The organism is Bacillus sp. FSL W8-0519, from assembly GCF_038005585.1.
In the GTDB taxonomy this organism is placed as follows: Bacteria; Bacillota; Bacilli; order Bacillales; family Bacillaceae_G; genus Bacillus_A; species Bacillus_A paranthracis.
The window spans coordinates 212,976-237,661 of sequence record NZ_JBBOTL010000001.1; the positions used below are offsets into that span (position 1 = coordinate 212,976).

25 protein-coding genes are annotated in these 24,686 nt (G+C 34.6%); 20 read left to right on the forward strand and 5 right to left on the reverse strand.

Going from position 1 to position 24,686, the window contains the following annotated elements:
- Positions 1–66 precede the first annotated feature (66 nt).
- The 4 genes from NST14_RS01215 (at position 67) to NST14_RS01230 (ending at position 3,356) form a co-directional block, all read left to right on the forward strand.
- Positions 67–396: a PH domain-containing protein gene (locus NST14_RS01215; RefSeq protein WP_001004212.1), complete on the forward strand. Its 330-nt coding sequence runs from the start codon at positions 67–69 to the stop codon at positions 394–396.
- 118 nt (positions 397–514) lie between these two features.
- Positions 515–1,351, forward strand: coding sequence for a YitT family protein (locus tag NST14_RS01220; protein WP_000248051.1), 837 nt, complete (start codon positions 515–517; stop codon positions 1,349–1,351).
- A 139-nt stretch (positions 1,352–1,490) separates the two neighbouring features.
- Complete coding sequence (locus tag NST14_RS01225) at positions 1,491–1,847, forward strand: YxeA family protein (RefSeq protein WP_000728419.1); 357 nt, start codon at positions 1,491–1,493, stop codon at positions 1,845–1,847.
- Positions 1,848–2,591: 744 nt separating this feature from the next.
- A complete protein-coding gene (locus NST14_RS01230) occupies positions 2,592–3,356 on the forward strand; it encodes a TatD family hydrolase (protein WP_033672009.1) in 765 nt (254 codons plus the stop codon).
- A gap of 140 nt (positions 3,357–3,496) precedes the next feature.
- Here the strand turns inward: NST14_RS01230 and NST14_RS01235 are convergent, their stop codons facing one another.
- Entirely contained in the window at positions 3,497–5,146 is a 1,650-nt protein-coding gene (locus NST14_RS01235; protein ID WP_000759019.1) for a DUF2334 domain-containing protein, read from the reverse strand.
- A gap of 251 nt (positions 5,147–5,397) precedes the next feature.
- On the opposite strand from NST14_RS01235, the gene NST14_RS01240 reads away from it, so the two are divergent.
- Positions 5,398–5,931, forward strand: a complete 534-nt coding sequence (locus tag NST14_RS01240; protein WP_000713259.1) for a transglycosylase SLT domain-containing protein — start codon at positions 5,398–5,400, stop codon at positions 5,929–5,931.
- A gap of 11 nt (positions 5,932–5,942) precedes the next feature.
- Here NST14_RS01240 and NST14_RS01245 read toward each other — a convergent pair whose 3' ends face one another.
- Positions 5,943–6,737 (reverse strand): DUF4931 domain-containing protein, encoded by a 795-nt coding sequence (locus NST14_RS01245; RefSeq protein ID WP_229143432.1) that lies wholly within the window; start codon positions 6,735–6,737, stop codon positions 5,943–5,945.
- Positions 6,738–6,871: 134 nt separating this feature from the next.
- Positions 6,872–7,000, reverse strand: coding sequence for a hypothetical protein (locus tag NST14_RS01250; protein ID WP_025991723.1), 129 nt, complete (start codon positions 6,998–7,000; stop codon positions 6,872–6,874).
- A gap of 419 nt (positions 7,001–7,419) precedes the next feature.
- On the opposite strand from NST14_RS01250, the gene NST14_RS01255 reads away from it, so the two are divergent.
- From NST14_RS01255 to NST14_RS01285, 7 genes are all read left to right on the forward strand, one after another.
- The gene (locus NST14_RS01255) at positions 7,420–7,554 is read left to right on the forward strand and encodes an RAxF-45 family protein (protein ID WP_000830642.1); all 135 of its coding nucleotides are present in this window, start codon (positions 7,420–7,422) and stop codon (positions 7,552–7,554) included.
- A gap of 124 nt (positions 7,555–7,678) precedes the next feature.
- The gene (gene abc-f / locus NST14_RS01260) at positions 7,679–9,559 is read left to right on the forward strand and encodes a ribosomal protection-like ABC-F family protein (RefSeq protein ID WP_229143434.1); all 1,881 of its coding nucleotides are present in this window, start codon (positions 7,679–7,681) and stop codon (positions 9,557–9,559) included.
- Between the two features lie 152 nt (positions 9,560–9,711).
- Positions 9,712–10,905, forward strand: coding sequence for a sensor histidine kinase (locus tag NST14_RS01265; protein ID WP_061130865.1), 1,194 nt, complete (start codon positions 9,712–9,714; stop codon positions 10,903–10,905).
- Positions 10,902–11,558, forward strand: a complete 657-nt coding sequence (locus NST14_RS01270; RefSeq protein ID WP_000619343.1) for a response regulator — start codon at positions 10,902–10,904, stop codon at positions 11,556–11,558. Before NST14_RS01265 ends, NST14_RS01270 begins: the two co-directional genes overlap by 4 nt.
- A gap of 138 nt (positions 11,559–11,696) precedes the next feature.
- On the forward strand, positions 11,697–12,629 hold the full coding sequence (locus NST14_RS01275; RefSeq protein ID WP_000960160.1) for an ABC transporter ATP-binding protein: 933 nt from the start codon (positions 11,697–11,699) through the stop codon (positions 12,627–12,629).
- Positions 12,630–12,644: 15 nt separating this feature from the next.
- Entirely contained in the window at positions 12,645–13,841 is a 1,197-nt protein-coding gene (locus NST14_RS01280) for an ABC transporter permease (RefSeq protein ID WP_229143436.1), read from the forward strand.
- Between the two features lie 12 nt (positions 13,842–13,853).
- Positions 13,854–14,999: an ABC transporter permease gene (locus NST14_RS01285; RefSeq protein ID WP_061185326.1), complete on the forward strand. Its 1,146-nt coding sequence runs from the start codon at positions 13,854–13,856 to the stop codon at positions 14,997–14,999.
- Between the two features lie 11 nt (positions 15,000–15,010).
- Here the strand turns inward: NST14_RS01285 and NST14_RS01290 are convergent, their stop codons facing one another.
- Positions 15,011–15,208 (reverse strand): hypothetical protein, encoded by a 198-nt coding sequence (locus tag NST14_RS01290; RefSeq protein ID WP_000369249.1) that lies wholly within the window; start codon positions 15,206–15,208, stop codon positions 15,011–15,013.
- Between the two features lie 237 nt (positions 15,209–15,445).
- On the opposite strand from NST14_RS01290, the gene NST14_RS01295 reads away from it, so the two are divergent.
- The 6 genes from NST14_RS01295 to NST14_RS01320 all read left to right on the forward strand — a co-directional run bounded on the left by NST14_RS01295 (position 15,446) and on the right by NST14_RS01320 (position 23,066).
- A complete protein-coding gene (locus NST14_RS01295; RefSeq protein ID WP_229143438.1) occupies positions 15,446–17,146 on the forward strand; it encodes an ABC transporter substrate-binding protein in 1,701 nt (566 codons plus the stop codon).
- 242 nt (positions 17,147–17,388) lie between these two features.
- Positions 17,389–19,116 carry an ABC transporter substrate-binding protein gene (locus tag NST14_RS01300; protein WP_061185328.1) on the forward strand — a complete coding sequence of 576 codons (1,728 nt, stop codon included), beginning with the start codon at positions 17,389–17,391 and terminating at the stop codon, positions 19,114–19,116.
- A gap of 103 nt (positions 19,117–19,219) precedes the next feature.
- The gene (locus tag NST14_RS01305) at positions 19,220–20,176 is read left to right on the forward strand and encodes an ABC transporter permease (RefSeq protein WP_061185329.1); all 957 of its coding nucleotides are present in this window, start codon (positions 19,220–19,222) and stop codon (positions 20,174–20,176) included.
- A gap of 13 nt (positions 20,177–20,189) precedes the next feature.
- On the forward strand, positions 20,190–21,113 hold the full coding sequence (gene opp4C / locus NST14_RS01310) for an oligopeptide ABC transporter permease (RefSeq protein WP_000447986.1): 924 nt from the start codon (positions 20,190–20,192) through the stop codon (positions 21,111–21,113).
- A 10-nt stretch (positions 21,114–21,123) separates the two neighbouring features.
- Positions 21,124–22,104: an ABC transporter ATP-binding protein gene (locus NST14_RS01315; RefSeq protein WP_000030784.1), complete on the forward strand. Its 981-nt coding sequence runs from the start codon at positions 21,124–21,126 to the stop codon at positions 22,102–22,104.
- On the forward strand, positions 22,101–23,066 hold the full coding sequence (locus tag NST14_RS01320) for an ABC transporter ATP-binding protein (RefSeq protein WP_062822149.1): 966 nt from the start codon (positions 22,101–22,103) through the stop codon (positions 23,064–23,066). The genes NST14_RS01315 and NST14_RS01320 overlap by 4 nt, the downstream gene beginning before the upstream one ends.
- Before the next feature lie 37 nt (positions 23,067–23,103).
- On the opposite strand, the gene NST14_RS01325 is transcribed toward NST14_RS01320, so the two are convergent.
- Positions 23,104–23,976: a Cof-type HAD-IIB family hydrolase gene (locus tag NST14_RS01325; protein WP_000766404.1), complete on the reverse strand. Its 873-nt coding sequence runs from the start codon at positions 23,974–23,976 to the stop codon at positions 23,104–23,106.
- 450 nt (positions 23,977–24,426) lie between these two features.
- Here NST14_RS01325 and NST14_RS01330 point away from each other — a divergent pair, with 450 nt between their 5' ends.
- On the forward strand, positions 24,427–24,534 hold the full coding sequence (locus NST14_RS01330; protein ID WP_000664237.1) for a DUF3948 family protein: 108 nt from the start codon (positions 24,427–24,429) through the stop codon (positions 24,532–24,534).
- Positions 24,535–24,573: 39 nt separating this feature from the next.
- A complete protein-coding gene (locus tag NST14_RS01335; protein ID WP_000664237.1) occupies positions 24,574–24,681 on the forward strand; it encodes a DUF3948 family protein in 108 nt (35 codons plus the stop codon).
- The last annotated feature ends 5 nt before the right edge of the window (positions 24,682–24,686 follow it).

The window sequence follows — 24,686 nt, forward strand, 5'->3', positions numbered from 1 at the left end:
AAGGGGTTAAACCGGTTTGTAACAATCCATGGATTCTTTTCAAAAATAGTATTTGGAGGGAAATGCATGAATGAACTTTTATTAAGTATAAAAAAGTTTTTAGGGAATGACGAAAATGTTTTAGCCTTTGTGGTGGGGGTTTTTGAGAAGGATCATTTCACGTTATGTTATCAACATGGGATTTTTGTTGCGACTACTAGACGTCTCCTGTTTTACGGAAAATTTCCATACTATCCTTCAACATTTAAAGAGTACTCATATTTGCATATAGATAGCATAGTTTTTCGCCCGTATTTCGAATTTATTTGTAATCATGAAACCATCCGAGCTAAGTATATTCAGAAGGGGAATGTGGAGCAATTTGTCCGTATAGTTAGAGCAAATGTGAATAATTAATCACCCCTCTGTTTAAACATAATATCCTGGTCTTTATGAGGTAAAATGCGGAATAAAAACAACTTCTAAACCTCTAGGAGATAGTGATACAATGTCAAATGGGGGGAGGGTATGAACTATGGTTAATCAACGTATAAAGGAAATAACACTAATTACAATTGGTTCATTATTATTCGCAATTGGTATTAATTACTTTGCAATTCCAAACCGTTTATCGGAAGGTGGAATTATTGGTTTAACGGTTGTTACGTACTACTTATTTGATTGGTCACCAGGGGTTGTGAACTTTGCTATAAATGCAATTTTACTAGCTGTTGGTTATAAATTTTTTGATAAGAAAACGATGGTTTATACAATTTTAGGGATTGTAGAAACATCTTTGTTTTTATATGTTACGGAACATATTGAGTATCATGTAAATAGTGATACGTTATTAGCGGCACTATTTGCTGGTGTATTTGTCGGTATCGGATTAGGCTGTATGTTCAAAGCTGGAGGTACATCAGGGGGATCGGCAATTTTAGCACGGTTAGCAAATCAATATTTAGGTTGGAGCGTCGGTAAAGGTGTACTTATTATTGATATCGTTGTAATTGCTGGTTCCGTATTTATAATAGGGCAAGAAAAAGCGATGTACACACTTGTTGCAGTATTCATCGGAGCGAAAGTAATTGATTTCATTGTAGAAGGAATGGACACAAAAACGGCTGTTACAATTATTTCAAATCAACCAGAGTTAATACGTGAGGCTATTACGAAAAACATGACACGCGGCGTTACTGTATTAGAAGGGCGCGGCGGATATACTGGTAAAAATAAAGAAGTTTTATATGTTGTTATTAATAAACAAGAGCTTGTTAAGTTAAAGCAAGTTATTAGTCGAGTAGATGACGATGCTTTCGTCGTTATCCATGATGTACGTGATGTACTTGGTGGGGGCTTTAAAGCGAGCTAAAAGGTGAACGAGTAAATTCGTTCACCTTTTTTTAATTCTTACAAAAATGTAAGTGTAATGTAATGAGATTCAATAGTAGATTGTATTCCTTCTTTTTAAAATGGATGTATATATATCCTGCAGAGGAGGAATGTTTATTATGAAGAAAAAAATGATCACTACTATAATAGCGATGATAGTCATAGTAATAATGTTACTACCTACGAAACTTGGACCGGTTATCGATAAATATAATCCATTTTATAAGACGAAAGAATACTATACGGTTGTGAATACAATTGGTCAGCATATTGGCGATGAGTGGTATGAATATGAATTTATTGCATTTGACGAACGTGGAAGAGAACAAAAAATAAAGAAGACTGTTAAGCATATGTTAAAGAGAGATGAAACATTAAAGGTGTACGCAAAAGGACGCTACGGCGAGTCGATTGAAGAAATTGAAGCTGTAAATATTCCTATTAATGCAAAGAGTAAACTTTTAGCGATGAGATAGCGGATTATACCCCCACCTATTTTTTGTCGAAAATAAAAATACTAGGTAGGGGTATTTTTGTGTGTACAAAAAAAGCCTTAGTCCATATGGACTAAGGCTTTTTTTATTATATAAAGGGGAAGGGGGTACATTGTAGTAGCATGAGTGAAAGGTATAAGAAGAGTGGCTACTAACAATGCAATTTGGTTATGTGAGTGTTCTTCTTATTTGGCTTACTTTCTAAATTTATTGTACGAAATATTGATAAGGGAAACTATCGAATTACATTACACCTAGCTTACAAACATGTAAGTCTTCTGTAATGTAATTCGATAGTTAAAAGCTATTGAATTTCATATAGTGTAATTAGAAAGTCTCACTATATTACTTTCTGTTTGTAATGTAATGAAGAATGAAAAACCAACTACTTTTTAATAGCCCTCATCTGTATGTAGATGGGGCCTTTTTTATAAACCTTACAACATTGTAAGGTTTACGTAAGTTAATTCGATAGTAAATTTGTCATATTTTTTGCATAATAGATACAAATAGATAAAAATAATTAGGGATATAGTAAGAAGGGAGAAGAATGGGATGCGTAAAGAAGAAGTAGTGAAGTTTCCAATTAAAGATTTCTGTAGCTACTTTACTGTTGCCGTAGTATGTATTGGATTATTTGATATCATAACAAACTTAATTGTTAAATAACATAGATGATAAAACAAGAAAGGAGATCCTTTCTTGTTTTTTTATGGGGGAATAAAGGTGAAGTGGATTGATAGTCATATACATGTTGACCAATATAAGGATGAAGAGAAAAGTAAATTACTTAAAGATGTGGAGCATAGTAAAGAGATAAATGGGCTTATTGCAGTATCTATGAATTATCAATCATGTAAAGAAACTTTATCTTTAGCAAAACTATATCCTTTTGTACATCCAGCAATAGGTTTTCATCCGGAGCAACCGATTCATAAAGAAGAATGTGAGCAAATTTATAAATTAATTGAAGAGCATGTAGATGATATAGTTGCGATTGGTGAAGTTGGCTTACCGTATTATTTAAGAAAAGAAGATGAGCGCATTGCTATCAATTCGTATATATCAGTGTTACAACGGTTTGTTGAACTAGCTAGTAAATATGATTTACCAATTATATTACATGCAGTGTATGAAGACGCTGATATTGTATGTGATTTACTGGAGAAATATAAAGTTTCACGTGCACACTTTCATTGGTTTAAAGGAAGTGAAACAACAATGAAACGGATGATGAGGAATGGTTATTACATTTCTATCACGCCAGATGTTTTACATAAGGAGAAGATTAGAAAAATTGTTTCGTATTATCCTCTTGAATATATGATGGTAGAAACAGATGGACCGTGGGAATTTCAAGAGGGTGTTATGACACATCCGAGAATGATTCGAGAGGTATTAAAGGAAATTAGTGTTATAAAAAACGTAGCTGTTGATAAGGTTGCAGAAACGATATATGAAAATACGATTCAATTTTATTTGAAAGGATAGAATTGTTATTTTAGCCCTTCTTATTATAGAGAAATAGAAGTTGAATTTATTTATGAACATAATCAATGGGTTATTAATAATATGCCACGTTTTGGTTTAAGTTAAAAAAACCACCAAGCATTTTGCTTGGTGGTTTTGTATTAGGATTCTAATTTTTTCGCACGTCTTAATAATAAGAGAAAGACAATGACGAGGAAACCGAGTATAAGGAAGAATCCATATTGTTTTATATAATCTATTATGTCACTTGCGCTTGTTGGTTTTTCAACGTGAATGCCGTCTTTATTAGTAGTGATATGAATATCTTTCATTTTCACTTCATTTGTTTCTTTTTGTAAATCAATCCATTCTATATTTGGAATACTTTCTAGATCCTTTAGTACTTCTTTTAATGGTTTTACACCTAAGTAAGGATGATAGAATGCACCAATAACTCCATCGGATAATTTGGCAACAGATACAGCATTTGCTTTCATTTTAGCAATAGCGTGTGGTTTATCTTCTTCGATAAATCCAACTGTTTCAGGCATTAATTTCATGCCATGTAAAAATGATGGTGTACTTCTGTATGCCGGAGAGTGCATAGATTTCCAAGTTGTGTCACTTAACTGTAGTTGTCCTACATAAGTTGAAAAGTATCTTGATAATATTTCATATCCTTTTTGAGACATCGTGTAATGAGGTGCTTCAAATGCGACCGGATACAGTTTGGCATCTACAAGTTCTTGAATGCCTTTTTCAATATGATCAGTCGTATATTTTTCTTCAAATTCTTCCCCTTTTTTTACGTATGTATTATATGCCTCTATATTAGGGAAATCATCTTTTGTTTTTGGTTTTTCATGCTTCGGTTGACGAATTGGTTGGTCTGTTTTTACGTCCCAAAATTCAAAACCTTCACCAGTTTCACTATCATAAAATTGGTGAGTATAACCATGCATAATAATTGCTGCACCATCATCTTGCATAGAGCGTAAAAGATCGACTAGTTCGGGTTTATCTTTTAAATGTAGTGTTTTACCTGTTTCTGGATCCGTATATACAGGAATAACAGTGATCATGTATGGCATCTTTTTCTCTTTTAATAATTCAGCAATTTCTTTTAATTGATTTATATCTGCGGCTGGATGAACGTCTTCAAGACGTAAATAAGCTTCCACTTTATTTTTCGTTGGCTTTTGTTCAAAGTAAGAAAATAGGCTTTCGCCAATATAATAAGATATCCAATCAAAGAGGTTAGAAGTTGCAACATAATAAGAATTATTTTGTTGTACAATTAATGGGTAAGTAGTATTTCCTTTTAAAGCATTGGCAAGAATTGTTCCATTTGTATCAAGGTTTTTAATGGATCGTTCGTCCTCTAATGTATTCTTTAGTTTACGTGTTGGATATTCAATTGTATCAGAGTTTATATCTTCATTTTTAAGTATAATAAATGAAAAACGTTTGGATAATTGTTCTATATTTTGACCTAAAACGAGTAGTGGTCCTGAGAAATTTTCTAGAAATTCTTTTGTTTCAGTGGGAAGTTCTTCTTGTTTTTCACCTATGTAAATAACATGTGTATATGAAGATTTATCAGTTATTTCAGCTAACTGTTTTATGTTTTTTATTGTTATGTTATTAGTAAAATGTCCTACTTGTGTATTAAGTATTTGGGTATCACTTGTAATTTGATCATCGCTCGAACTGTATAAAATAAGGACTTTTGGATTTTCGTTTTTTTGTGCGGAAATAGGGACAGGAATTAATAGTAGTAAACTAAATAAGAGTAGCAACCATTTTTTCATATTATTATTCTCCTAGTTTATATTTAGAATTCAGTTTACAATTATATACAAAAAATATGTTTCAGTCTATGAAAGTTACATTTTTTCACGTATTTACCAGCTGTTTTTTCACAAAATCGGTCTAAAGCATGATGATAATATGTATAGTTATTTGCTATGATAAAAGAGTAAGAGAATGATAGAATGTGGGTAATTGTAAAGGGAAGAAGGCTGAAAGGGGACAAATTTCAGCGGAGAAAGAGGTAGAGGTAGTGAAGAAATTCTTTGTAGGATTTTTAGTTGTTCTTGGGGTGTACTTATACTTCCAAGGAAAGTCTGAAGGAATGGGCAAATTAGTAAATGAGACAAGCTATGTTGACTCAGAAGAAGCAAAACAGATGAAACAAATTATTATAGAGGAAGCAAAGAAAGTCAATCTTCCAGAATGGATACCTCTTACAATTGCCGAACATGAAAGTCGATTAAATCCAAGAAGTGTTGGAGATAACGGAACTTCATTCGGATTGTTTCAATTGCATCGCGGTGGTGGACTTGCACCGGATCATTTAACGGATGACGAGCTGAAAGATCCACGTACAAATGCGCAAATTGCAATGCCGCATTTAATGAAAGGATATAAGCGCGGGGTGCAAAAAGGTTTGACGGATTTTGCATTATTAAAATATATAGCAAATACATCTGGATGGCCAGGGAATTTAGGGCCAGAGTGGACGGATAATAATATGAAGTATAACATCGGATTAGAAGATGTGTACTATCGAAATAAAGGTGTAATTAAAGAGTAGGTTTTTGATACCTACTCTATTTTTTTGTGGATAATCGCGTCGTTTTGTTTTGTGAAATACGCTGCTAGTTGTATTTTTACGTCTTCTAGTTTGGTGGAAACTTGCGGTATTTTATATCCTACATATAACGGTGAAACGACAAATCTAGGAACAACTTTACAAATGATTTTTCCGTTTAAGTAATAGAAGAATAAGTTATAACTACTACATCCTTTATGGAAATCTGTCAGTATGTAACGTACAGTTTGCTGAATATAAGTTGCTAGTTCATCTATGCATCCAATATCTTCGATAATGATATTAAATTCAGTAAAACCGATAATAGGACGATCTGAGATATTGAGTTCAATGTGTTCGTTCTTTTGAACAATTACGCCTTGGAAGTTGTCGTGTTCTACGTTATCGAGGTAGTTTACATATTTCATTCCAATAATCTGCATGTGTGCATGATGCAAACTTCCACCTGAGAATGGACCATGATTTTTGTATAAAATTACAGATGTGAATTCTTCATTCTTCTGTAAATCTAACCAATGTTTAATGGAGAAACGAATTAGCGATTTCATATGTTCTTCTGTATATGTCGCAATATGGTCTTCACAATTATCTGTTTCGATTAGCACCGTTTGAAATGTATCTTTTAATGTAGGAAATTTGTTTTTTAGCCAAATAATTGAGCCCTCAATTGCTAAAATATCCGTTAAACTTTCTCTGTCACAAAAAGGACATGCAGCGCTTCTATTCCGGATGCTTTCTGGTTTTTGTTTGCTAATATCATTTAAAAAGTATAGTTGGTGTGTATCCATTTGTATATATGCCCCTTTAAAATATGTGTAAAAATCCCGCTTAATACATTCGGGATAAGGAGAAGAAAATCCTTTAAAGGGAATATAAAAAATAAAAGACAAGATATCCTCATTAAGATAGGGTACCTTGTCTTTTATTTTTTCTTTAATAATGTGTATGGATAATATAGATTGTTTTTATTATACTTCTTTTCTCTATTTTTTATTGTGTATAAGGCAATTGCTGTACTTGCGATTACAAAAATGGCTTTCTTCATATTCACATACCCCTTTTTATTGTTGGTTTAATTCTTGGCTAACTGCTTTTGCATCAACTAGAGCGTGTAAAATCATTTTTACCATGTTCATCATATTCTTTCACTCCTTTTTATAGTTCATTTAGTTCTTTTACAACTGCTTGTCCGTTCACTAATACCTCAAAGATTGCTTTTACGATTTCTTTCATCATGATTGTTTCCTCCTTTTGTTGTCTCTCTTGTTTACATCTTTATTGTATAGGGAGGCATCTTTTCGTACTATCGCTTTCCATTACGTGAACATAACAGTTTTGTAAGATTTGATGTCACTTATTGAAATGTTTAGTCTATCTTCATTATTTTCAGAAAAATGACTATTCAAACATGAAATGGGAAAGTATAATAAAGAAGTAAGTATTAAATTCCGTACGAAAGAGGTGAATGAGATGAAACGTTCTTTAGCTGCACGTGCCAAATTTTTAGATTTTATCTATTTTTGTCGTGCGATTTTTCATGATGTAGTTGTTAACGGGATACGTCTGTCCTTTTTTAACAATTGCATAGTAGCTATAGAACGATAGAAATCTCTTCACCCATTTTTAATAAACGTGTGAAAAGGGAGCTATTTAGCTTCCTTTTTCTATGCCGAAAACCATGGGGAATGTTTCTTTCCTATGGTTTTTTATATTGAAAGGAGTACGGAAAATGACAATTTGTAGTGTAAATAATGTAACGAAATCTTTTGGTGGAAACATCATATTTGAAAATATATCGCTTGAAATAAAGAATGGTGAACGTGTTGGATTAGTTGGTCGTAACGGTAGTGGGAAGACAACAATCTTTCAGCTTTTAACTGGAATGGAAAGTTTGGATGCAGGGGCCATTCATATGAAGAAAGGTACACGTATTGGTCATGTGGCACAAATTCCGAAATTTGATGAGAGTATGACTGTATATGAAGTATTGAGTTCCGCTTTTAAAATAGAAAAGGAATTAGAAAGAGAAATGCGTACTTTAGAAAAAGATATGGCGGAAGAACAGGAATCTTCTGTTTTACAAAAATTAATGGAAAGATACGGAATCATCCAAGAAAAGTTTGCGTTTCTTGGTGGTTATGAAATCGAAGCGAACATTATGAAGGTAGCAAATGGTTTACAGGTGACAGAACTATTCCCACGATCATTTGTGGAGATAAGTGGTGGGGAGCAAACAAAAGTAAGCCTTGCATACATGCTGTTGCAGAAACCAGATTTACTTTTATTAGATGAACCAACCAATCATTTAGACTTATTTGCAGTAGAATGGCTAGAGCAATTTTTGAAAGAATACAATGGAACGGTTGTGGTTATTTCACATGATCGTTATTTCCTTGATGAAGTTGTAACGAAGATTTTTGATTTAGAAGATGGAGAGATTCACGTGTATCATACAAACTATTCTCGGTTTGTTGAAGAGAAGGAAGAAAGGTTACTTCAGGAGTTTCAGGCTTATCAAGAACAGCAAAAGAAAATAAAGAAAATGAAAGAAGCAATTAAGCGATTACGTGAATGGGCAAATCAGGCGAATCCTCCGAATGAAGGATTGCATAAGAGAGCAAGAAGTATGGAACGTGCACTGGAACGTATGGAGAAACTAAAAAAACCTATTTTAGAACGAAAACAAATGGGACTTCAGTTTGAAGGGCAAGAGAGAAGTGGGAAAGATGTTGTTGTAATGAAAGAAGTGAGTAAAGGATTTGCTGAACATCTTTTATTTAACGAAGCAAATTTACATGTTCGTTTTCAAGAGCGTGCGGCTATCGTTGGTCGTAATGGTACAGGAAAGACAACGCTATTAAAGTTATTATTAGAAGAAATAGAACCAGACGCTGGAGAAATTCGAATTGGAAGTAGTGTGAAAATCGGTTATTTATCCCAGCATGCGTACGGAAATATGAAGAGTAATGTATTGGAGGCTTTCAGGGAATGTGTAGCTGTAACAGAGGGAGAAGCGAGACATATATTAGCTAAATTTTTATTTTATGGTCCAGCGGTGTTTAAGAAAGTAACGCAACTGAGCGGTGGAGAAAAAATGAGGTTAAGACTTGCACAACTTATGTATCAAGATATCAATTTTTTAATTTTAGATGAGCCGACAAATCATCTCGACATTGAATCAAGGGAAGTTTTAGAGGAAGCTCTTGAACAATATAATGGGACGATTTTAGCTGTTTCACATGATCGTTATTTTTTAAATAAGTTATTTGAAAAGACGTATTGGATTGATGAGTGTAAATTATTTGAGTTTGCAGGGAACTATGCATGGGCGCGTCAAAAGTGGGAGGAAAAGCTCGAGACACAAGTAATAAAGCAGCAACGCCAAGGAAGAAAAAGTGATGAAACAGTCTCTGTAAAAAAGAAAGAAGTTAGGAATATTGAGGAGATTGAAACCGAATTAATGCATGTTGAAGAAGAGATATATACGCTTGAGTGTAAGATGGAACAAGTAGTTGATGTTGAAATGCTTGAACAGTTGTATGAAGAAAAAACGAAGAAAGAGTTGTTACGAGCGGATTTATATAATGCTTTAGAGAATATCATGGAGTAAAGAGATTAGAATGAAAGAGCAAGTTGTTTTCTCATGTTTTGAGGGGGGCTTGCTTTTTTTTGTGTGTAAGGAAAGAGAAGTAATTGGTATAATTTTCTTGTTATTATAATGAAGAGATGCACTTTAGGTTATTAAAATGTGAGGAGAATTTTATGTTAGGATACGCGCGAATTATTACAATCGTCATGATTTGTTTTGTTTATGCAAACCATGTTTCACGTGAAACAGCATATTTGCAATTTTTTGTAGGTACAGCACTTTTTATTTATATTGTGAATCATATTTTGCTAGTAAAAGTGAATGGAGGTAAAAAACTTGGTTTTTATACACTATTAGCAAATGGGATAGTCACAGCTTTATTAGGTTTTTTATTTCCCGAGACATGTTTATATTTAATTATATTTGGAATTGATGCAGTAGGGCTATTTATTCATGAGTTTCGTAGAAGCATGACGTACTTTTTTATTACTTTTTTCTTTCTTTGTTGGTTTATAAATATATTACATGCGTATCAACATACAGGTAGTTTAGAATTGGAGAGTAATTCCATTAATTTTATGTTCATCGTTTTTAGTGCTTTAGCTGGAAGCTTAATAAAAAAACTTACAGCTGCTCGGAAAATGGTAGATGAACAATATGAGGAATTGACATTGTCTCATACAGCTCTAAAAGAAGCGCATGAACAATTACGTCTATATGCCAAAGAGGTAGAAGAATTGACAGCCGTTCGAGAGCGAAATGATATTGCCCGAGAAATTCATGATACTGTCGGTCATAATATGACAGCCTTACTTGTCCAATTACAACTGGCAGAGGCTTTGTGGAAACAAAAGTCGGACGCTACGGAAGAGGTTTTACATACATGTCATGGGCTAGCCAGGAAATCACTTCAAGAGGTGAGAGCGTCTGTACATGCCTTAAAAGAAGAAGGTAAACTAGGGAACATAATAGAGAATATGCGTGAAATGTTACATGGATATTCTAAAGCGACGAAAGTACAAGTATCGTTTCAATTACAAGGAGATCCGGTTGTGATTCCGCTGTCACTACAACCTACACTGCTCCGGGTTATGCAAGAGTCTTTAACAAATGCAAAGCGGCATGGCAAGGCGAGCTTATGTGAAGTGAGTTTAACTTGTTCGGCGAAACAAGTTAAACTATGTATTTTGGATAATGGCGTGGGAGTTAACGAGGTAAGCCCAGGTTTTGGTTTACTTAATATGAGAGAACGAGTAGAGGAACATGGTGGAACTATTCAATTTGAGAGTGAGATAGAAAAAGGCTTTCGGTTACAGATTGAATTTCCACTTCAGGAGAAAACGTGGTTAATAGGGGGAACTGTATGATTCGGATTATGATTGTTGATGATCAATCACTCATTCGTGATGGTTTAGCGATGTTATTAAATTTACGTCAGGAACTTGAAGTAGTGGGAACTGCTACAGATGGAGACGAAGTGATACAAAAGGTGAAAGAGTTACATCCTGAAATTATTTTGATGGATATTCGGATGCCCCGTATGAATGGTGTTGAAGGAACACGTTTAGTTAGAGAACAGTTCCCTCATATAAAGGTACTTATGTTGACGACTTTTAGTGATAGTGAGCTTATCTTTGAAGCATTGGAGCAAGGAGCAAGTGGTTATTTATTGAAGGACATGGAGACAGATGCAATCGCTCAAGCAATTTTAACGGTGCATAGTGGAGGGGCTGTGCTTCCTCAGGATATAACAGCGCAAATCATAAAAGAATTAAAAAAGACAAAAGTAGCAGTAGAGTGCACCACACCAGAACAATTAGCGCAATTAACTGAGCGAGAAGTAGATGTTTTAAGGGAAATTGGACTTGGGTTAAATAATAAAGAGATTGCGGAAAAGTTATTTATTACAGAGGGAACTGTTAAGAATCATGTTTCTAATTTAATTAGTAAGTTAGAACTGAGAGATCGAACGCAAGCAGCCATATACGCAGTAAGGTATGGCATCACGATGTACACATGACTTTTGGCATATATAAGTGTGAAAAAGCAGCAGAATTTGCTGCTTTTTTATTTTGTATTTCTATCTCAAGGATGATGGAGAGAAGAAGAAATTTTTCTACAATGAAAGTGTAGATGAATGCAAAGGGGCTGAATCAGTATGTTAGTCATAGATCATATTACGAAATCATTTGGTAAGAAGGAAATTATAAAGAATGTTTCTTTTGAGGTGAAGAAAGGGGAAACATTTGGATTACTTGGTCCAAATGGTGCGGGAAAATCAACGACGATATCAATGATTTGCGGGTTAATTTCATACGACAGTGGTGATATAAAAGTTGGTGGGAAATCAGTAAAAGAATATCCATTAGAGGCGAAAAAGAAAATTGGTATTGTTCCACAAGACATTGCGCTCTATCCAACACTTTCAGCGAAGGAAAATTTGGTTTTTTGGGGAAAAATGTACGGTTTAAATGGGAAAATTGCAAAAGAACGAGCGGAGGAAGTATTAGCTTACGTCGGTTTACAGGACCGTGGAAAAGATAAAATTGAAACATTTTCAGGTGGAATGAAAAGGCGTATTAATATTGGTGCAGCACTTATGCATGAGCCAGAGTTGTTAATTATGGATGAACCGACAGTTGGGATTGATCCGCAATCGAGAAACCATATTTTAGAGACTGTTAAAAAGTTAAATGAAAAAGGGATGACAGTTATTTATACGAGTCATTACATGGAAGAAGTAGAGTATTTATGTGAAAGAATTGCAATTGTTGATCATGGAAAGGTAATTGCATTAGGAACGAAAAGGGAACTATGTAATCGCCTGGCGGATGGGTTTATAGTGAGATTGCAATTAAATCGTTATAGTACGGAACTGCTACAAAAGTTGAAAGCACTCTCTGTTGTTGAACGAATTATTTTTGATGAAGATAATAGTACGATTGATATTGGGCTAAATGGTGGTGAGTCCATTGGTACAGTTGTGTCAGTAGTTGTGGAGAACAACGCTCAAATTTTAAAGCTTGAAGTGCAAGAACCGAATTTAGAGGCACTCTTTTTACAATTAACAGGACGTTCACTTCGTGATTAAGGAGGTTAGTGCGAGATGAAAAGTTTTATTATTGCATGGAAAGATTTAAAAATACGTTTAATTGATCGGCGCGGATTTATGATGATGTTAATTATGCCGCTTTTATTAACAGCGATTTTAGGTTCAGCGTTAAGTAATATATTTGATAATGGTGGACTACCCAAAACAGTGATTGGCTATTATCAAGTAGGAAATGATGGGTTTGCAGATGTCTTTCCAAAAGACGTATTGCAATCTAAAGAATTAAAAGATGATGTGAAAGTAAAGATAGTTAATTCTCAGGAAGAGCTTGAAGATATGTTAAAGGAAAAGAAAATCGATGTGGGAATCGTCATCCCGAATAAATGGAGCGAACAAGTACAAGATGGAAAATTAAAAGAACCAAAGGTGTTTATAGACCCATCAAAAGATATACAAGCGAAAATCGCTGAATCAATGGTCCGCTCTTTTTCAGAGCGTGTTCAAACAGTTGCGGTATCTACTAAAAGTGTTGTGACGGAATTAGCAAATTCTCAGCATAGTAATGTGGAACAAGTTGCAAAAGAAGTAAGTGGAGATTTACAAACAGTAGCAACTTCGGGTGCAGATAACATTGAAAAAGGAACGATAGGTAAAAAAACAGTTGCAGCGATTCAATATTATGCCGCAGCGATGTTAGTCATGTTTTTACTATATAACATAACAGTAGGTGCAAAGTCAGTTGTAACAGAGCAACGAACTGAGACGTTGGCGCGTTTGTTCAGTACACCGACGAGTTCATTTTCAATTTTATTCGGGAAGTTTTTAGGTACATTATTATTTGCTTGTATACAATTTGGGATATTTATAGTTGCTACACACTTTATGTTTCATGTGGAATGGGGCGGAGACTTATCTCAAATAGTAGCGGTGGGAATGTCTTATGCAATTTGTGTTTCGGGTTTATCTATGTTAATTGCCGCTTTTATTCGTGAGGAAAAAACGGCAGATGTAATGGGAGGAATCGGTATTCAAATACTCGCTATATTAGGAGGATCGATGTTACCAATTTACGTATTCCCTGATACACTTCAAACCATTGCGAATGTTGCTCCGAATAAATGGGCACTTACAAGCTTTTTAAATATTATGTCGGGAACATCTTGGGATGTGTTACTCCCTGTTATTTTTAGTTTATGTGGTGCAGGAATTGTCTCCGTTATGATAGGGACATTACGTTTACGTACGAGATAGGAGGGAGAAATGATGAAGAAGGTTTGGGCACTTTGTTGGCTAGAGTTAAAACAAATTTTAATAAAACCACAAAGTTATATACTTATGTTTGGAATGCCTATTATTTTTACACTCATTTTCGGCGGACTTTTAGGTGGAAGTGGGAATAAGAAAGTAAATGTTAGCTTAGTAGATGAAGATGGTTCTGTATTATCTAGCAAGTATTACGAGGACATACAGAAAAGTGACTTAATTTCTATAGAGAAGGTAACGTATAAGGAAGGCAAACAGAAGATTGAAAACAAAAAATCATCCGGCATAGTTCTTATTCCGAAAGACTTTCAAAAGAATATGTTAGATGGAAGGGTAGAAAATATTCAGTTTCAAGCTAGTGCTGATTTTACTGGTGGAACTTCTGTAGAGCAAGTATTGGCAAGTGCATTAAAAAAAATGGAGATAGAAGTTAGTGCAGCGAGAGATTTTGAGAAGAAAAGTAACGCTTCGTGGGAACCTATGTATAAAGAAATCTATACAAAAGTAGAACCTGCTTCGATTCAAAAAGAATCAATTTCACATGATGATCAAAAGTTAAATAACGTTACAGGGCGAGCAGCGGGATTTTCAATTCTATTCGTTATGATTGTTATGTTAAGTGCGACGGGGACTATTTTGAAAGCTAGACAACTTGGTGTTTGGTCTCGTTTATTAGAAGCACCAGTTTCAAAAGTTCAAATACTAACGGGATATATCCTTTCATTCTTCTTAATAGGATGGATTCAATTTGGTGTTCTAATGATATTAACGAATTCCTTATTTAATGTGCAGTGGGGAAATTTGTTAGGGGTTATTATACTCGTTTCCGTATTATTATTAGCTGTCATTGGTCTAGCCTTATTATTAGCAAGTATCGTGAAAACAACAGAACAACAGTCTGCATTAGGTAATATCGTTGTGATTTCAACATGCATGATTGGTGGCCTGTATTGGCCAATTGAAATTGAACCAGCATGGATGCAGACAGCAGCAAATTTTGTTCCGCAAACTTGGGCGATGCGTGGCTTTACGGAGTTAATTGTAAGGGGAGGTACATTGGCTGATATAGGAGGATATATTGGTATACTCATTTTATTTGCAGGAGTCTTTTTCATAATTAGTTTAACAAGAATACGTTACGACTGAAAAAAACAGAGTTACAGCTTTACACGCTGAACTCTGTTTTCTTTTTGTGTGGTATCTTCCTTTGTTGAAATGATAATAGCGATCCCGAGCATAATAAAAAAAGCTAAAAAGAGGACGAACTTTGGGAAGAACGGGAATAGTAATAGCGCCCCAACTATCATAATTGTTAATAATACGTAGTGAAGGACGTATTGGAATAGGTTGTCCATGTTTTCGCCCCCTTTTTGGTAATTGGTTATTAGTATTCTATGTTTCATACGGAACGAATAGAAGTGAATTTTTAATTTTTTAATACGAAATAAAAGAGAACGGTTGACATGTTTAAAGGAAAGGAATAATCTTGAAATTAATTCATACTATTTTTATAGGAATAATAAATATAGTTGCAGAAAGGAGTCCTATGTTCCTACATCGTTAAAAATTAGGAAGGTAAAGGTGAGAGTGCAATGAAAAATGTTTTTAAAGGAGCAATTGCTACATTTCTTAGTGTATCAGTATTACTAGCCGGATGTGGTCAAGAGGAAGTGAGTACAAACGAAGCCGGGAACGTACCAAAAGTAAGAGATGAATTTATTAAGGCAAGCGACAAATTAAAAAGTCCCGTAAAAGCAAAAGAAAGAAAAGATACTTTTGTAGTTGGAATGCCGAGTCCTGGAGGGATATTCCTTCCGCACTTTATGGAGAATGGATGGGATGGTAATATAACGCAAGCTATCTTTGCACCTCTTGTTGGACTGGATAAGGAAGGGAAACCAATTCCAATTTTAGCGAAGAAGTGGGATGTTTCAGAGGATCAACTTACATATACGTTCCATTTGAAAGATGATTTAAAGTTTAGTGATGGTACACCATTAACTGCAGAGGATGTAGCATTTACATTAACGCTATTACACGATCCAACTTATAGTGGTGCCACTGATATAAGTCAAACAGTAATAAAGGGTGGGCAAGCGTATAAAGAAGGAAAGGCAACCTTTATTGAGGGAATTCAAGTCATTGATCCGAAAACAATTACGATTACGACTGAAAAGGTAAATGCTCAAACACTATCATTAATCGGTGGAGAAGTTATATCTAAAGCTTATTACGGGAAAGAGTATAAACAAGGGCACCTAGAGTATTTAAAAGAGTTGTATGGAAAACCGATGGGAGCAGGAGCTTATAAGTTAGATAAATATATTCCTGGTCAAGAGGTTCGATTTGTAGCTAATGAAAATTATTTTGAAGGAAAACCGAAGATTGAGCACTTTATTTATAAAATTTCAAAAGGTGATACAAAGCTACAACAATTTCAAGCCGGGGAAGTAGATTATGATAGTTTTACGACAAACACGGAGACGATTGAACAGTTAAAGGATTTAGGTTTTGCCAATATTAATGTATATACAGGAAGCTCTTATGGTTACATTAAAATGAATTATAAGAAACCATACTTTAAAGATAAGCGTGTCCGCCAAGCATTTATTTACGGATTAGAGCGTCAAAAAGTTATTGATACGTATTTCCAAGGGTATGCTTCACTCGTTAATGTACCGATTACGCCAGTTTCTTGGGCGTATACAGAAGAAGGGATTAATAAATATGAGTATAACTTAGAGAAAGCAAAGAAATTATTGGATGAGGCTGGATGGAAAGCTGGTTCAGATGGAATTCGCGAAAAAGATGGCCAAAAATTGAAGGTAAGTTATTTTGCTTCTTCTGCAAGTAAAATAAATGATGTAATGATCCCGGTGATGAAAGAGGATTATAAAAAGCTTGGTGTAGAGTTTAACCCAGAATATATGGACTTTAATACGATGATTTCAAAAGTGATAAAAGGTGATTATGATTTAGCAATGGTATCTACGCCAATGATTGATGATCCGAGTGGAACAATTGAGGAGTTTGTTTCGACAAGTAAACGAAACTATGATGGATACCATAATCCGAAAGTAGATGAATTAGCGAAGCAGGCACTAGAAACATTAGATATTGAAAAACGAAAAGAAATTTATAAAAAGTTGTACCAGGAGTTAAGTGAAGATCCACCTGTAATCTTCTTAAATAATAGTAAAGTTGTGTCTGCACATCATGCGCGCATTCAAGGATTGCAAGAAGATAACTATAACGGTATTTTGTTAAGTTTACCTAAATTAAAGATAGAATAATAATTTTTGAAAAATTTTAAAAATATTTATTTAGAAAGAATTGACAAAATATAACGGAAGATATAAGCTAATAACCATAAAGTCTACCGGAAAGGTCGGAATAGGATTGTTACCCCTCAAAAACATCTATTTTTTTACGATTAAAACCGACTTTTCCGATTGGCTATAAATGTTGCTGTGGGAGGCATACATAAGGTAATAAGTTCAAAGGGTATCACTATTAAAAAGTTAGGGTGGGGACAATGAAGAAAAAGACAAAAAAATGGGCTGGTGTATTTTCGGTATTACTGAGTAGTTCGCTTGTGTTATCTGCTTGTGGGGGACAGGAAGATACTGCTTCTACGGAACCGGTTAAACAGCAAGATTTGAAAAATATAAAAATTGAAAAGATTGCTGCGAAAGATAAAACGAAAGTGCCAGATAAAGCGAAAAATCGAAAGGATACGTTAGTAGTTGGGATTAATAAACCAGGCGGCGTATTTTTACCATATTTCCAACAAAATGGTTGGGATGGAAATGTCACTTCAGTTATTTTTGCATCTCTTGTATCAACCGATAAACAAGGGAAACCAATTCCAGAATTAGCTGAGAAGTGGGACATTTCTTCTGATCAGTTAACATATACATTCCATTTACGTAAAGATTTAAAATTTAGCGATGGATCACCATTAACAGCGGATGATGTAGCGTTCACATTGACGCTTTTACATGATAAGGCGTATGAGGGTGAAGTAGACATCTCTCAATATGCGGTTAAAGGTGGTAAGGCATATAAAGAAGGAACAGCAACTTCAATTGAAGGCATTCAAGTTGTTGATCCACAAACAATTAAGGTTACGACTGAAAAAGTTAATTCACAAGCTATATTTGTTTTAGGTGGTACTGTGCTATCAAAGGCTTATTACGGAAAAGATTACAAACAAAATACAAGTTTGGATTATTTAAAAGAGTTGTATGGAAAACCGCTAGCTGCGGGTCCATATAAATTTGAAAAGTATATCCCAGGTCAAGAAGTTCGTTTTGTAGCAAATGAAAATTACTATGCGGGTAAACCAAAAATTCAAAACTTCATTTATAAAATTACTTCTGGCGATACGAAACTTCAACTATTCCAAACAGGTGAAGTAGACCATACTGGCTTAGGTACTGGTGACGAAGTTCTTGAACAGGCAAAGGCTTTAGAATTTGCAAATATCCAAATTGAAACAGCACCGTCATTTAGTTATATTTATATGAATAATAATAAGCCGTACTTAAAGGATAAGAAGGTCCGCCAGGCACTTATTTACGGATTAGATCGTAAAAAATATGTTGATACAGCGTTAAAAGGATACGGTACAGTAGCCAATGTACCAATCCATCCGACTTCTTGGGCTTATACGGAAGAAGGTGTTAATAAATATGAGTATGACAAAGAAAAAGCGAAAAAGTTATTAGATGAGGCAGGATGGAAAGTTGGCTCGGATGGAATTCGTGAAAAAGATGGTCAAAAATTAAAGCTTTCTTATTTTGGCCCAAGTTCGGCTAAAGATAGTGATTTATTAATTCCGATTGCGAAAGAGAATTATAAAGAGATAGGTGTAGAGTTTAATCCTGAATTTATGGACTTTAATACGATGCTTTCAAAAGTTAATAAAGGTGATTATGATTTAGCCTCTGTTGCTACACCAATTACAAGTGATCCAAGTGAAACAGTTGGTGAATATTTATCAGGTGCTAATGAGAAGAGTCTTGGTTATAAAAATGCAAAAGTAGATGAGTTAATTCAAAAAGGTATTGAAACTGTAGATATTGAAAAACGTAAACCAATCTATAAAGAACTTTATAAAGAATTAAGTGATGATCCACCAGTAATTTTATTAAACTATCGTAGAACAATTACTGGTTATAACGGGAATATAAAAGGAATTGATCCTGAGAAATACAATAGTATTAGCGCAAATTTACCAGTATTATCATTTGAAAAATAACGAGAAGAATGTGAAAGTAGAAGACATTTTTTCATTCGGTTAGAAATGTGCCGATTTGAAAAAATGTTCTTCTATTTTAAGCATTAGATTGGAGAGAAAAAGGGTGAAAACATATATTGTTCGCAGGTTGCTACAAATGATTCCTACACTGTTTGGAACATCAATTATTATCTTCTTCCTGTTCGCGCTTCTTCCGGGTGATTATATTGATTCAAATCCAAAGATTACACCGGAAAGGGCGGCTGAGCTTAGGGAATTGTATGGATTGAATAAACCAATTGTCGAACGCTATTTTCATTGGTTAGGTAATGCGTTGCAAGGAGACTTTGGTTTTTCGCTTCAATACCAAGAACCTGTAACGTCACTATTAAATAAGTTTATTTGGAATTCGTTTAGTGTGGCAGTTATTGCATTATTTTTCATTTGGCTAATTGCACTTATTATTGGCGTATTCTCGGCGACGAAACAACATTCTTTATTCGATAAACTTGTAACAATTGGTGTTTTTGCAGCAATGTCGTTTCCTTCTTTTTTTATCGGTTTGTTTTTAATTAAAGTGTTTGCAGTTGATTTTAAGTTATTACCGATAGGTGGGATGATTGATGTTGGTAGTAATTCAACAGGGTTTGCTTATGTAATAGAGGTAGCAAAGCATATGATCTTACCAGTATTTATCTTGACTCTTCTAGGTGTAGGTTCATTAACTCGTTATTTTAGAACTAGTATGTTAGAAGTTGTAAGGCAAGATTACATACGAACCGCACGAGCAAAAGGTTTAAAAGAGAAGACCGTTATTTATAAGCATGCATTAAAAAATGCGATTTTACCGGCGATTACTTTATTAGCATTTGAATTACCAGGTTTATTTTCAGGAGCGATTATTATTGAACAAATCTTTAACTGGCCAGGTATTGGTAACATTCAATTAGAGGCACTTAATTTCCGTGATTATACAGTATTAATGGCATTTACGATGTTTCTTTCTTGTTTAACAATTGTTTCAAACTTTTTAGCGGACATTGTATATGCAGTTGTTGATCCACGTATTCGGTTGAAGTAAGGAGGGGAATGGGATGGAAACTATTACAGTGATTACAGAAAAAAAGGAGAAAAAGAGAAGAAAAAATGAATCATCACCGTGGCGACAAGCTCTTAAAAAAATAAAGAAAAATAAGATGGCACTAGTAGGATTGTATGCATTAATTTTTATGTTTTTATTTTGTTTTATAGGACCATTTTTTTCGCCGTATGCATCAGGAAAAATACAAGTTACGTTAATTAACAAACCACCTAGTTTTTCTCATTGGCTCGGTACAGATCAATTGGGAAGAGATATTTTAACGAGGCTTATGCAAGCAGGACGAATCTCATTAACGATTGGCCTGGCTTCTATGGTTTTATCAGTGATATTAGGAGCTGTATTAGGGGCTATTGCAGGATTTTATCGCGGCATCGTTGATAATATTATTATGCGTCTTGCCGATATTTTAATGTCGATGCCAGGATTACCGTTACTTATTATAATGGGAGCGATTTTATCAGAGTGGAAAGTACCATCTGATTATCGTCTATATGTCATTATGATTATTTTAAGTTTAGTAGGTTGGCCGGGGCTTGCGCGTCTTGTAAGAGGTCAAATTTTATCACTTAGAGAGCAAGCGTTTATGCAAGCTGCTGATGTGTTAGGGATAAAAGATTACCGGAAAATTATCTATCACTTAATTCCTAATGTTTTACCAATATTAATTGTTGTATCCACATTAGGCGTTGCAGGTTCTATTTTAGGAGAGTCCGCACTAAGCTACTTAGGTCTCGGCGTTGTCCCACCTACACCATCATGGGGGAATATGATTAGTGCAGCGAACTCATTAATTGATTTTCAAAAGCGCCCATGGTTATGGATTCCGCCTGGTTTTGCAATCTTTATAACAGTTGTATCCATTAATTTACTTGGTGATGCACTTCGTGATGCGTTAGATCCAAAGATGAGACGGTAGGTGAGGGAATATGAGTAAAGCAGTAGTAGAGCTAAAAGATTTACAAACACACTTTCAGACAGAAGAAGGAACAGTAAAAGCTGTGAATCATGTTAGTTTTTCTGTTCGAGAAGGTGAAACTGTTTGTGTTGTAGGTGAATCTGGTTGCGGGAAAAGTGTAACGGCTTTATCTATTATGGGACTTATTGCTGAATCAGGTAGTGTAGTAGGTGGAGATATTTTATATGAAGGAAAAAGTCTTTTAGGAATGAAAGAGAAAGAGCTTCGTAGTTTACGAGGGAATGATATTGCGATGATTTTCCAAGAACCGATGACATCGCTAAATCCAGTCTTTACTGTAGGGGAACAAATTGTAGAGACGTTAAGGGAGCATGAATTACTTAGTAAAAATGAAGCATATAAGAAGGCAATTGAGTTAATTCGTAAAGTCGGTATAGCCCGCGCGGATGAAATCGTCCATTCTTATCCACACGAACTGAGCGGTGGTATGTTACAACGTATTATGATTGCTGTTGCACTTAGTTGTAATCCGAAGTTATTAATTGCTGATGAACCGACAACGGCTCTTGATGTTACGATTCAAGCTCAAATATTAGATTTATTAAGGCAAATAAAAAAGGAATTTAAAACATCCATTTTATTAATTACACATGACTTAGGTGTCGTAGCGGAAATGGCTGATTATGTTGTCGTTATGTATGGCGGGAAAGTTATTGAAGAAGCACCGGTACTAGAAATATTCCAAAATCCGAAACACCCGTATACGAAAGGTTTGTTAAAATCAAAACCAGTGATGGGAAAACGAATAGATAAACTATATTCTATTCCAGGGCAAGTTCCTAATTTAGTTGGTTTGGATGAGTTTTGCTACTTTAGCGGCCGTTGTGAGCATTGTATGGAAATATGTAAAGAAGAAGCGCCAAGTTTGAATGTACATGATGAGAATCATAAAGTTGCTTGCTGGTTATATGAGGAGCGTGCGAAACAATGAGTGAACCATTATTAGAAGTAAAAAACTTAAAAACATATTTTCCAATTAAAGGCGGCATATTTAGTAGAACGGTTGGACATGTAAAAGCAGTTGATGGAGTAAGTTTTACTATTAATAAAGGTGAAGTATTCGGCCTCGTTGGTGAATCGGGAAGCGGAAAAACAACGATAGGAAAAACAATTTTACGTCTCGTCCAAAAAACGGAAGGGGAAGTGAAGTTTAAAGGGCAAGATGTTCACTCTTTATCTAAGGAAGAATTGAGAAAACATCGTCCTAATATGCAACTTGTCTTCCAAGATCCATTTAGCTCATTAAATCCGAGAATGAGAATTGGGGAAGCGCTTGGTGAACCGATGTTAGCTCACGGATTAGCGACGAAAGAAAATGTTCGTGAAAAAGTGAAAGAAGTATTAGAGTTATGTGGCTTAGCCCCATATCATATTGATCGGTACCCTCATGAATTTTCGGGTGGACAACGCCAACGTATCGTTATTGCAAGAGCTATGGTATTAAACCCAGAATTTATTGTAGCTGACGAACCTGTGGCAGCATTAGATGTATCTATTCAAGCACAGATCATTAATTTATTTAGTGAGCTACAGGAGAAAAAGGGATTATCTTATTTGTTCATTTCACATGATTTAAGCGTAGTAGAGCACTTATGTACGAAGATTGGAATTATGTATTTAGGAACGATTGTGGAAACAGCGCCGCGTGATGAGTTATTTACGAATCCACTTCATCCGTATACGAAAGCATTGTTATCCGCTGTTCCAATACCAGATCCAACAGTGAAGCGAGAGAGAATCATACTAGAGGGTGACATTCCAAGTCCAGCGAATCCACCTTCGGGGTGTCGTTTTCATACACGTTGCCCGTTTGCAACAGATATTTGTAAACAAACGGTACCTGAATTTCGTAATGTTGGTGAGGAGCATTTTGTTGCTTGTCATCATGTATAAAAGAAAAAGACTCTTTCAAATAGAAAGAGTCCTTTTTTTATTTACTAGATGAAGTTTGTTTCAATACAAATTGTTCGATTGCATGAGCAACACCATGTTCATTGTTTGTTAATGTTACAACATCACATAGTTTTTTTACATCTTCTTCAGCGTTTCCCATTGCAACTGATAAACCAGCTGCTTCTAACATGGGTACATCGTTAAAATTGTCACCGATAGCAACTGTATCTTCAATTGGTATATTAAAATGGGCTGCCATTTGTTTCAGTCCATTTCCTTTATGTCCATTCTTGTCCATAATTTCTAAATTAGTAGGAGCAGATGCTGTAACCATAATATCAGTATCTTCTTGTAACATACTTAATAGCTGTGCGCGATGCCCTGCGTTAAATGTCAAAATAAAGAATTTAGATATTTCTAATTCTGGATTATTTACAACATCTTCTATTTTTTGGAAATCAGTAATTAAGTTTGATTTCTTTTGTTTTTCTGTAATTCTTTCAAGTTCCTCAAGCGTAACATCTAGTGCATGCTTATTTTCTTCGAACGCTTGCATAACTTGATCTTGCCATGTATATGGAGAATAAACTCCTTTATTTGTATATAGCTTATAAGGAAAGCCTTCAGATTCTAGTAATTTTGCAAGTTTGTACACTTTGTCGTTTTGTATACAACGCGAGTTAATTACTTCTCCATCCACATAAACAATTGCCCCATTGCTTGCTCCAACTGGAAGAGATAGTTTATACTCTTCCAATAATTTCAAAGCATCCTCTTTTGCACGGCCAGAACAAATCATGACAATATGACCAGCCTCTTTTGCAGTTTGGATAGCTTGTAAGTTCTCTTTGGAGATTTCAAGATTAGATGATAGTAGTGTACCATCCATATCTAATGCGATTAATTTCAAAATGACCACCTCTTTGTTCTTATTATACATAGTTATATAAAGGAAACATATAAACTTATCTTGGAAAGATTGTATTTTATCTCTCATGAACTATCAGTAAGAATTTGATAGATTCCACTTTATTAATGAAAGATTTATCTTACTTTGTAACAAAAGTAGAGGTAGGTATAGGGATGTTTCGTTATATGACTGTAATATTACATGAATGTTACAAATATGGATTTAGTAGAAAATGCATTAAATCAAGGTTTTTGAAGGTGTTTATAAAAAAACGTAAAAAAAGTGTAATAAAATTTACGTAATTATATTGCAACGTAACAATAGTTATGTTACATTAATGTTACAAACGTTACGTTATTAAATTTAATGTAACGTCAACATAAAAACTATGAAATAAACATTTCTTAGAAATTACATATAGATAACTTATTAAAAAGGAGGATACATAATATGAAAGAGCAAGTATTACAAGTAACAAAAGGTGACTTCGTAGGATCAGCAAGTGGAGCAGTAGTATTAACAGCATTAATCGTATTCTTATCAAGCGTATTAGTATAATAGAAGTTTTGTAAAAAGAAAAAGAGAGGAGAATGCAAAATGAAAGAGCAAGTATTACAAGTAACAAAAGGTGACTTCGTAGGATCAGCAAGTGGAGCAGTAGTATTAACAGCGTTAATCGTATTCCTATCAAGCGTATTAGTATAATAGAA

Coding starts and splice junctions, on each gene's coding strand:
- abc-f (WP_229143434.1), top strand. CDS start 7,679: ATGACAATTTGTAGTGTAAATAATGTAACGAAATCTTTTGGTGGAAAC.
- NST14_RS01290 (WP_000369249.1), bottom strand. CDS start 15,208: ATGGACAACCTATTCCAATACGTCCTTCACTACGTATTATTAACAATT.
- NST14_RS01315 (WP_000030784.1), top strand. CDS start 21,124: ATGAGTAAAGCAGTAGTAGAGCTAAAAGATTTACAAACACACTTTCAG.
- NST14_RS01300 (WP_061185328.1), top strand. CDS start 17,389: ATGAAGAAAAAGACAAAAAAATGGGCTGGTGTATTTTCGGTATTACTG.
- NST14_RS01225 (WP_000728419.1), top strand. CDS start 1,491: ATGAAGAAAAAAATGATCACTACTATAATAGCGATGATAGTCATAGTA.
- NST14_RS01265 (WP_061130865.1), top strand. CDS start 9,712: ATGTTAGGATACGCGCGAATTATTACAATCGTCATGATTTGTTTTGTT.
- NST14_RS01295 (WP_229143438.1), top strand. CDS start 15,446: ATGAAAAATGTTTTTAAAGGAGCAATTGCTACATTTCTTAGTGTATCA.
- NST14_RS01285 (WP_061185326.1), top strand. CDS start 13,854: ATGAAGAAGGTTTGGGCACTTTGTTGGCTAGAGTTAAAACAAATTTTA.
- NST14_RS01330 (WP_000664237.1), top strand. CDS start 24,427: ATGAAAGAGCAAGTATTACAAGTAACAAAAGGTGACTTCGTAGGATCA.
- NST14_RS01255 (WP_000830642.1), top strand. CDS start 7,420: ATGAAACGTTCTTTAGCTGCACGTGCCAAATTTTTAGATTTTATCTAT.
- NST14_RS01270 (WP_000619343.1), top strand. CDS start 10,902: ATGATTCGGATTATGATTGTTGATGATCAATCACTCATTCGTGATGGT.
- NST14_RS01245 (WP_229143432.1), bottom strand. CDS start 6,737: ATGGATACACACCAACTATACTTTTTAAATGATATTAGCAAACAAAAA.
- NST14_RS01215 (WP_001004212.1), top strand. CDS start 67: ATGAATGAACTTTTATTAAGTATAAAAAAGTTTTTAGGGAATGACGAA.
- opp4C (WP_000447986.1), top strand. CDS start 20,190: ATGGAAACTATTACAGTGATTACAGAAAAAAAGGAGAAAAAGAGAAGA.
- NST14_RS01275 (WP_000960160.1), top strand. CDS start 11,697: ATGTTAGTCATAGATCATATTACGAAATCATTTGGTAAGAAGGAAATT.
- NST14_RS01280 (WP_229143436.1), top strand. CDS start 12,645: ATGAAAAGTTTTATTATTGCATGGAAAGATTTAAAAATACGTTTAATT.
- NST14_RS01220 (WP_000248051.1), top strand. CDS start 515: ATGGTTAATCAACGTATAAAGGAAATAACACTAATTACAATTGGTTCA.
- NST14_RS01335 (WP_000664237.1), top strand. CDS start 24,574: ATGAAAGAGCAAGTATTACAAGTAACAAAAGGTGACTTCGTAGGATCA.
- NST14_RS01320 (WP_062822149.1), top strand. CDS start 22,101: ATGAGTGAACCATTATTAGAAGTAAAAAACTTAAAAACATATTTTCCA.
- NST14_RS01235 (WP_000759019.1), bottom strand. CDS start 5,146: ATGAAAAAATGGTTGCTACTCTTATTTAGTTTACTACTATTAATTCCT.